This is a genomic window from Bradyrhizobium sp. P5_C11_2 (assembly GCF_054049755.1).
In genome coordinates, this window is record NZ_JBFULT010000355.1 from 1 (window position 1) to 7,909 (window position 7,909).

The following is a 7,909-nucleotide window of genomic DNA, read 5'->3' on the forward strand; positions in this document are numbered from 1 at the left end:
ATGGTTTGGGTCGCGGCGGTCGAGTAGCGCAGGAAAGACGAGGCGATGGAAATCAGTCCCGCCTTGCAACGAGAGCAGCCAACGCTTTCAGGCCACGATGGATGCTGATCTTGACGTTCGATTCCGACATGCCATAGCGCGTCGCGGTCTCGGACACGCTCTTGCCTTCGAGCTTTACGGCCTCGATCGCCAGCCGCATCCGCCTTGGAAGCCGGTCGAGCAATGTAGCCATGTCGCGCGTGCCCTCGATGGTAACTTGATCATCGGCGGCCATGAGCTCGGGATGTTCGTCGATCGGCACCTCGCGTGCTGACACCCCGCCTCGGCGAAGGTGGTCGATGAGCTTGTAGCGCGCGATGGCATGAAGCCAGGGTGTGAACAGGGCATCGGCATCGTAGGTGTGACGCTTGAGGTGAATGGCCAGCAGAGTTTCCTGCACCAGATCCTCCGCTTCCTCGGCGCCACGCCTGGCCATCGCCAGCTTGCGCTTGTAGTAGGCGCGCAGACGCGGAGCCAGCCTGGAGAGAAGGGTCCGGTAGGCGGCCGGGTCGCCATTCCGGCTGCGCAGCATCAAGGCCTTGAGCTCGGCTTCCTGGGATGYAGTCATGCCTTGCCGACCTCCAGGCGGAGGTGCGGGTCGCGGCCGTGACGGCACGCGACGTCAAGCGTCGTCATGATGTAATTTCCTCGATCGAATCTGATGGAGCCGTCGGGACGGCACGAGACAGCGCGCGCCGCCTTCAGCCGCGCGTCGCCGGTCAGGCGCGGATGCGCCGATCAGACGAGGATTCGAGGAGGATGGTCTGGCGGATTGGCGCCCAGTCCGTCGATCCGGAGGTCATCGCTTACGGCGGGCGCATGTCGCAGCGAATTGCGGGCGATCAGTGATGCGGCGCCGGAAGGAACTGGCGGAGAGATGCTCAGCAGGCACAACGCAAGGACAGGGCAGGACTGGCAATCCTTGCTCTGGTCCGGGCAGCACGGCATGGCCATCGCGCCGTCGTCCATCGCCACCGCGGCGGATGTGTTCTGCGCGGCGGCAGGCGCAGCCAGCGGCGCGGTGGCCAGGGAGACCATCACGAGGACCGCAAGCAGACAGCGAAGGGCGTATGCAATTTTCACGACGTGGTTCTCGCACAGGCGATCCCGCCTGGAAAGGCAAGGAACTTCACGAGATCGCCATCGTTGCGGGCTCGTGGTAAGATCGCACGCCCGAGAGGAGCCTGGAATGTCTGAAGAGACGTGCTGCTCACACGACGCGTGCTGCGAGAAGGCCGCCAAACCCCGGGTGGAGGAAGTCGCCACGTCGGGCTGCGCCGACTGCTGCTCGGCAGGCGTTCCGGTCTTCGACGGGCTTGATCCACGATACAAGCGCGTATTGTGGACCGTCATCGCCATCAACGCGGCGATGTTCGTAACCGAAATGGCGGCGGGCCATCTGGCCGGCTCGCAGGCTCTCAAGGCCGACGCTCTCGACTTCCTGGCCGATACAGTCACCTACGGCTTGAGCCTTTCGGTCATCGGCGCGAGCCTCAAGACACGGGCCACCGCCGCACTGTTCAAGGGGTTGTCGCTTAGCGCGATGGCAGCCTGGGTGTTCGGATCAACGGTCTATCAGACCCTGATCCTGGGGCTTCCCCGTGCGGAGCTGATGGGAGCGATGAGCTTGGCCGCGCTGGCGGCGAATCTGACTTCGGTTCTCTTGCTCGCGCGCTACAAGGACGGCGACGCCAACGTGCGGTCGGTATGGCTCTGCTCGCGCAACGACGCGGTCGGCAACGTCATCGTGATGATTGCTGCCGTTGGCGTGTTCGGTACCGGGACGGCATGGCCTGATCTGGCCGTTGCCGCGGCGATGGCGGGAATCTTCCTCACTTCATCGCTGCAAATCCTGCGGCAAGCGTGGGCGGAGTATCGCGGCGGCCAAGCTGCTGCGACCGCCTGAGGGGAGGCCAGTCCCGGGCGCAATTGAGACGCGGAAAGGCCCCAGCCCGGGGCTGACCGGCTGAGGCCTTTTGTGCTCACAATCTCATCCTTGGGACTTGAACGTCCAACGTGCCTATTGCTGGATCGTTCCGTTGACGGCAGCGATTATTTCGCGTGTCGCCGGGGGTCCCTACGCCTTCTCCTCCCAGATCATGGCAAGGTGCACGATCGTCTGCACCGCCTTCTCCATGTCCTGACGGCTGACCCATTCGAGCCGCGAGTGGAAGGCGTGCTCGCCGGCAAAGATGTTGGGGCAGGGCAGGCCCATGAACGACAGGCGCGAGCCGTCGGTGCCGCCGCGGATCGCGGTGCGCATCGGGCGCAGCCCGGCGCGGCGGATCGCTTCGATGGCGTATTCGAGGATGTGCGGGTGACGGTCGATCACCTGCTTCATGTTGCGGTACTGCTCCCGCACGTCGAACTTGTAGGTCGAGCGCGGATAGTCCTTCATCACGTCCTTGACGATGCCCTCGAGCAGGACCTCCTTCTCCTTCAACCCTTCCTCGGTGAAGTCGCGCACGATGAAGGCGAGCGTCGCCTGCTCCAGCGCACCGGTGATGCCGATCGGATGCAGGAAGCCCTGCTTGCCCGAGGTCGTCTCGGGCGAGCAGCCTTCCTTGGGCAGGCGCTCGACGATCGCGGCTGCGATCTTGATCGCGTGCTCCATCTTGCCCTTGGCATAGCCGGGATGGGCGCTGACGCCGTGGATGGTGATGGTGGCGCCGTCGGCCGAGAAGGTCTCGTCCTCGACACTGCCGGCACTCTCGCCGTCCATGGTGTAGCCGAAATCCGCGCCCAGCTTCTTCAGGTCGACATTGTCGACGCCGCGGCCGATTTCCTCGTCGGGCGTGAACAGGATCTTGATGGTGCCGTGCTTCACGTCGGGATTGTTGATGAAGAAATGCGCGGCATCCATGATCTCGGCGACGCCGGCCTTGTTGTCGGCGCCCAGCAGCGTGGTGCCGTCGGTGGTGATGATGTCGTTGCCGATCTGGTTCTTCAGCGCGGGGTGCTCGGCGAAGCGGATCACCTGGCTGGTATCGCCCGGCAAGGTGATGTCGCCGCCGCGATAGTTCTTCACGACCTGTGGCTTGACGTTCTTGCCGGTCAAGTCGGGCGAGGTGTCCATGTGCGAGCAGAAGCAGATCACCGGCACCTTCTTAGGTGTGTTGGCCGGGATCGTTCCATAGACGTAGCCGTAATCGTCGAGATGGGCGTCCGCGACGCCCATGGCTTTCAGCTCGGCGGCGAGCACGCGGCCGAGGTCTTTCTGCTTTTCGGTCGAAGGCGAGGCCGGGGATTCCGGATCGGACTGGGTGTCGATGGTGACGTAGCGCAGGAAGCGCTCGGTCACGRTGTGCGCGAAGGTGAGGGAGGACATTTCTGGTCAAACCGCCGGGGTCAGGGGAAGTAGGCGATATACCAGAAAGCGGGCGGCGTTGCGGCCGGAACGACGTCGGATCAGGCTTAATGAAACGTAGCGGCCATAGCGTTTTCGAGCGAAGTGGATCCCGGTTCGCATAAAGAAAACGCGTCCAAACAAGAATCTAGAGCCCCGTTCCGATGCAATCGGAACGGAAATGGCTCTAGATCGCCTCCTTGAGCTCCTTGACCGGGCGGAACGAGACCTTCTTGCTGGCCTTGATATGGATCGGCTCGCCAGTGGCGGGATTGCGACCGGTGCGGGCGGCGCGCTTGCGGACCTGGAGGATGCCGAGACCCACGATTCGGACGCGGTCGCCTTTCTTCAGGTGTCTTGCGATCAGATCGACCATGTCGGTGAGGACGGCCTCGGCATGCTTCTTCGAGAGGTCCTGGCTTTCCGCGATATCCGCGGCGAGATGTTTGAGGGTGATGGTGGCGGGAGCGGCTGCCTTCTTTGCCATGTCTGGCCTCCTCGATTGTCCAATGGCAGGGAATCCCTGGAAAAGTCGAGAAGCGTGAGGGGATTCTCTAAGTCCTGGCAGGCCTAGACGATTCGGGCGCAGGCTGACTACGCCGCGGTTCCATCTGGACGCAGGTCATCGACCGCCGCCGCAATGGGCGTCGAAGAGTTCGGGCTAAGGCTATGAAGGGATTGCCAAAATGGCGCGAGAGACGGGGCTCGAACCCGCGACCTCCGGCGTGACAGGCCGGCGCTCTAACCAACTGAGCTACTCCCGCGTGCTGCGTAAACGCTCGCGGAACGAGGGGGGACTTAAAGGGGGGACATGTTGAAGTCAAGGACGTTGCGCTTCGCCAGGGCGTCTCGGCTAAGTATTGCTCAGGAAAACGAAAAGGCCGCCCGGAGGCGGCCATCGATCTGCCCGGAACAGGGCCCGTCAGCGAATCTCGGACGTGCCCGCGCTGGTGACCACCACCGGCTTGCCGGCCTTGATCACATGGGTCGACTGGGCGGTCTGGCTGTAATCGGCATTGGTGCGGGCCGCGATCCCGAAGCCGGCCACCGCAATGCCGGCCACCAGCGCCACCACCACGATCTTCAGGTGGGTCGCACGATCAGCAGAGTGAATGGAGTGGTTCATCTGAGCCTCCCGACGGGCTTTGCCGCCGTCTATGGCTCTTCTTCTAAGGACCGACTGTTTCCGGATGGTTTCGCGGGTTCCGCAAAATGGTTTCATTAATGCGCCCGGTTGGTTTCGCCGGGCTTGCGGCGCGGCGCCGCCCTCAGGCGGCCGCCCGGCCGATATCGTCCCGGATCGACCGCGCGGCCCAGACGAACAGCAGGGCGCCCAGCGTGGTCGTGACCGCCGCCGAGAGCAGCGAGTAGCGCACGGCATCAGTGCCAAAACTGCCCTTCAGGGCGTCGTTGACCATGCCCACCGCGAGCGGGCCGACGCCCTGGCCGAAGCAGGTGGCGGTCAGCGCGATCAGGGCGGAGGCCAGCGCCCGCATGCTGGGCTTTGCCACGGTCTGCGCGATCGCGAAGATCGGCCCGAGATGGAAGCCGACCAGGAACGAGGTCAGCGCGAGCATCGCGACCATCATCGCGAAATCCTGCGTCAGCATGCACAGCGCGAACACCGGGCCGGCGAGGCCAGAGGTGATCGCGGGCGCCCACAGCTTCCACCGGTCGTCGCGGCGGCTCACTTGCGCCACCACGAAGCCGCCGAGCAGGGTGCCGGCCATGCCGGCCAGCCCCTTGAAGGTGCCGGCATAGGTGCCGATCTCGGCGCTCGACAGATGGTGCACGCGCGCGAGGAACGGCGGGATCCAGGCCGCGGTGGCGTAGTTCGTGTAGGTCGTGAGGCAGAAGCCGATCAGCACGATGATGAAGCTCCGCTGCGAGGCCAGGAAGCGCAGCGTCGGCCCGAGCGGCTCGGGCACGAAGCTCTCCTGCATCGCGCCGCGCTTCGGCTCGGAGATCGTCAGCCACAGCACCAGGGCAAGCAGGATGCCGGGCAGGCCGGCGACATAGAACGCCATCCGCCAGCCATAGTGCTGATTGACGTAGCCGCCGACGAAATAGCCGAGGAAGACGCCGAGATAGGTGCCGATGGCGTAGATGCCGAGCGCGCGCGGGCGCTCGTTCTTGGCAAAGAGGTCGGCGACGATCGACTGCGAGGCTGGCGAGCCCGCGGATTCGCCGATGCCGACGCCGATTCTGGCCAGCGCCAGCGAGGTCACGCTCGAGGCCATGCCGCACAGCGCCGTCATCGCGCTCCAGAACGCCAGGGCCACGGCCACGATGTTGCGCCGGTTGAGCCGGTCGGCGACGCGCGCGATGGGGATGCCGAGCAGCGAATAGAACAGCGCGAAGCCGAAGCCCGCGAGCAGGCCCATCATGGTGTCGCTGAGCTGAAACTCCTTCTTGATCGGCTCGATCAGGACGTTGAAGATGGTGCGGTCGAGGAAATTCAGCGCGTAGATGATGGTGAGCAGGCCCAGCACGTAATAGCGCCGCGCCGACGGCGTTGCCGCAGCAGTCGTTTGCACCGACATTTGTGACGTCACATCGACCATCGCTTCCCCCAATTAGTCTTTGTTATCGTTGTCGGTCCAGCCCTGATTGGAGCTGGCTGCTTCACGCGTCGCGGATGTAATTCCCCGCTTCGAATTCGACCGGCGCTGCGCTTGCGTCGAACGAGACGCCGATCGGGTCGCGGTCTGCGGCCATCGCCTCGAGCTGGTCGCCCAGCATGCGCCGGATCATCAGGATGCCGCGGTCGCTCTGGCCGAAATGCTCCTCGGAATGAATGGTCGTCGGGCCYTGGCCGACCTGGGCCTCGTAATCGCCCGGGAATTGCTGGTGCTCTTCCTCGGTCATGTCCCACCAGAATTTTCCGTTGAACTTGGAGCGCATGCGGCCGATGTCGCCGGCATTCTTGACGCGGCCGGCGACGTAGATGCGGAACGAGGTGTCGTCGATCGGCAGCGTCCAGCCGATCGACTCGACACGGGCGAATTGCGCCACACGCGGGTTCGGCACCACGCGCAAGGTCGGCAGGGCGGCTTCGGTGACGCGGTAGAATACCTTGCCGTCGTCCTGCCTGCGGATCGAGCGCACGGCGATCCCGCGCGGCGTCCTGTCGAACGTCACCTCCGGCATCGAGGCCATCATGTTGGTGAATTGCGGCCCCGAGAACGAGCCGTGCAGCACCGGCACGTGATAGGGATCGACCACGTTCTCGAAATGCTGGAGCCAGTTGCAGGGGATGATCGCAGGGCCGCCGCCGCCGATCGAGGAATCGTCGGCTTCGACGAACTCGCCGTCGTCCATGGTCTCCAGGCATTGGTAAGCCGGCAGGACGGGGCGTTTCTCGGCCGGCCCCATATAGGCGAAGATCAACCCGTAGCGCTCTTCGACCGGATACCAGGGCTGGCGCACCTTGTCCTTGAACTGGCCGCCGTCGGGCTCGCAGGGCTGCTCCAGGCAGTGACCCTCGGTGTCGAACTTCCAGCCGTGATAGCAGCAGCGGATGCCATCCTCCTCGACCTTGCCGTAATAGAGCGTGGTGCCGCGGTGGCAGCAGCGGGCGTGCAAAAGGCCAACGCGGCCGTGCTTGTCGCGGAACAGGATGAGATCCTCGCCGAGCGCGCGCACTTTCTTCGGTGTGTCGGTGGCGTCACCGGCGAGGCCGACCGGATGCCAGTAGCGGCGGAGCAGCTCGCCCATCGGTGTGCCGCGCACGACCGAGGTGAGCTCGGTGCGCGTATGTGCCGGCTTCATCGCATAGGCCGTACCGAGATCGCGATCCCGCTGAGTGATGCTCATGCTGGTCCTCCCGCCGCCAGGCCTCGTGGGCCGGGTCGTTCTTGATGATTGGATCCAGTCAAATGCCGATCGATGACAATGTCAACGACTTTCCAAGTGCCTCTTAATCGCATTTCGATGCGGCTGGGGGAGGTTGCGCTACCAACACTTGGCACGCCTCGGCTTTCTTGGCAGAGGTGGATCATGAGCCAGACATCGAGCAGGGACGGGCGCGCGTCGTCCGATGCGGACGAAAGTCACTCGCCGGCGCCGATCACCGAGATGCTGTCGTCGCGGTTGATGGTGCTGGCCAATCTGCTCAAGCGCGGCGCGATCCTGCGCTACAAGCGTCTTGCCGGGTTGTCCTCGGTCGAGTTCGGTCTCGTCGCCTCGCTCGGCCGGCGGCCGCCGATGAGCGTGGCGCGGCTCGCCGAAGCGGTCGGCCAGGACAAGGGCCAGATCAGCCGCGCGCTTGCGGAACTCGTGTCGCGCAAGCTGATCGCGAAATCGGCGAACCCAAAAGACAGCCGCGAGGTGCTGGTCTCGCTGACGCCTGCGGGCCTTGCCGCCCATGATGCGATCGTTGCCGGCGCGCAGGAGCGCAATCGGCGTCTGCTGGAACATTTGAGCCAGGAAGAATTCGAAACATTGCTCGCGCAGATCGAGCAGCTCACGGCGACCGCCGCCGAGATGCTCGAAGCAGAGAAAATTCCGCGCTGATCTCTCAGC

Annotated in this window: 9 protein-coding genes and 1 tRNA gene; 2 read left to right on the forward strand and 8 right to left on the reverse strand. The window is 64.3% G+C overall.

All coding sequences use genetic code 11. The features are described from left to right. Window positions 1-52 precede the first annotated feature (52 nt). On the reverse strand, window positions 53-607 hold the full coding sequence (locus ACXJL8_RS27280) for a sigma-70 family RNA polymerase sigma factor (RefSeq protein ID WP_456685908.1): 555 nt from the start codon (window positions 605-607) through the stop codon (window positions 53-55). Between the two features lie 170 nt (window positions 608-777). After that, window positions 778-1,077, reverse strand: a complete 300-nt coding sequence (locus tag ACXJL8_RS27285) for a hypothetical protein (protein ID WP_456620160.1) — start codon at window positions 1,075-1,077, stop codon at window positions 778-780. 151 nt (window positions 1,078-1,228) lie between these two features. On the opposite strand from ACXJL8_RS27285, the gene ACXJL8_RS27290 reads away from it, so the two are divergent. Then, window positions 1,229-1,945, forward strand: a complete 717-nt coding sequence (locus ACXJL8_RS27290; protein ID WP_456620159.1) for a cation transporter — start codon at window positions 1,229-1,231, stop codon at window positions 1,943-1,945. 171 nt (window positions 1,946-2,116) lie between these two features. Here the strand turns inward: ACXJL8_RS27290 and pepT are convergent, their stop codons facing one another. The 6 genes from pepT to ACXJL8_RS27320 all read right to left on the reverse strand — a co-directional run bounded on the left by pepT (window position 2,117) and on the right by ACXJL8_RS27320 (window position 7,201). Continuing rightward, entirely contained in the window at window positions 2,117-3,367 is a 1,251-nt protein-coding gene (gene pepT / locus ACXJL8_RS27295) for a peptidase T (RefSeq protein WP_456685909.1), read from the reverse strand. Window positions 3,368-3,572: 205 nt separating this feature from the next. Continuing rightward, on the reverse strand, window positions 3,573-3,872 hold the full coding sequence (locus ACXJL8_RS27300; protein WP_456620157.1) for an HU family DNA-binding protein: 300 nt from the start codon (window positions 3,870-3,872) through the stop codon (window positions 3,573-3,575). Between the two features lie 200 nt (window positions 3,873-4,072). Next, window positions 4,073-4,149, reverse strand: a tRNA-Asp gene (locus ACXJL8_RS27305). A 158-nt stretch (window positions 4,150-4,307) separates the two neighbouring features. Next, window positions 4,308-4,511: a hypothetical protein gene (locus tag ACXJL8_RS27310; RefSeq protein ID WP_015685754.1), complete on the reverse strand. Its 204-nt coding sequence runs from the start codon at window positions 4,509-4,511 to the stop codon at window positions 4,308-4,310. A 142-nt stretch (window positions 4,512-4,653) separates the two neighbouring features. Further along, complete coding sequence (locus ACXJL8_RS27315) at window positions 4,654-5,949, reverse strand: spinster family MFS transporter (RefSeq protein WP_456620156.1); 1,296 nt, start codon at window positions 5,947-5,949, stop codon at window positions 4,654-4,656. Between the two features lie 61 nt (window positions 5,950-6,010). Next, window positions 6,011-7,201: a Rieske 2Fe-2S domain-containing protein gene (locus ACXJL8_RS27320; RefSeq protein ID WP_456685910.1), complete on the reverse strand. Its 1,191-nt coding sequence runs from the start codon at window positions 7,199-7,201 to the stop codon at window positions 6,011-6,013. A 183-nt stretch (window positions 7,202-7,384) separates the two neighbouring features. Between ACXJL8_RS27320 and ACXJL8_RS27325 the strand changes: the two genes are divergently transcribed. Beyond that, window positions 7,385-7,900 carry a MarR family winged helix-turn-helix transcriptional regulator gene (locus tag ACXJL8_RS27325; protein ID WP_456620154.1) on the forward strand — a complete coding sequence of 172 codons (516 nt, stop codon included), beginning with the start codon at window positions 7,385-7,387 and terminating at the stop codon, window positions 7,898-7,900. Window positions 7,901-7,909: the final 9 nt, after the last annotated feature.

What these genes read in the sequence shown, in the direction of transcription:
- ACXJL8_RS27285 (WP_456620160.1), bottom strand. Translation starts at nt 1,077, where the DNA reads ATGGTCTCCCTGGCCACCGCGCCGCTGGCTGCGCCTGCCGCCGCGCAG.
- ACXJL8_RS27290 (WP_456620159.1), top strand. Translation starts at nt 1,229, where the DNA reads ATGTCTGAAGAGACGTGCTGCTCACACGACGCGTGCTGCGAGAAGGCC.
- ACXJL8_RS27300 (WP_456620157.1), bottom strand. Translation starts at nt 3,872, where the DNA reads ATGGCAAAGAAGGCAGCCGCTCCCGCCACCATCACCCTCAAACATCTC.
- ACXJL8_RS27310 (WP_015685754.1), bottom strand. Translation starts at nt 4,511, where the DNA reads ATGAACCACTCCATTCACTCTGCTGATCGTGCGACCCACCTGAAGATC.
- ACXJL8_RS27315 (WP_456620156.1), bottom strand. Translation starts at nt 5,949, where the DNA reads ATGGTCGATGTGACGTCACAAATGTCGGTGCAAACGACTGCTGCGGCA.
- ACXJL8_RS27325 (WP_456620154.1), top strand. Translation starts at nt 7,385, where the DNA reads ATGAGCCAGACATCGAGCAGGGACGGGCGCGCGTCGTCCGATGCGGAC.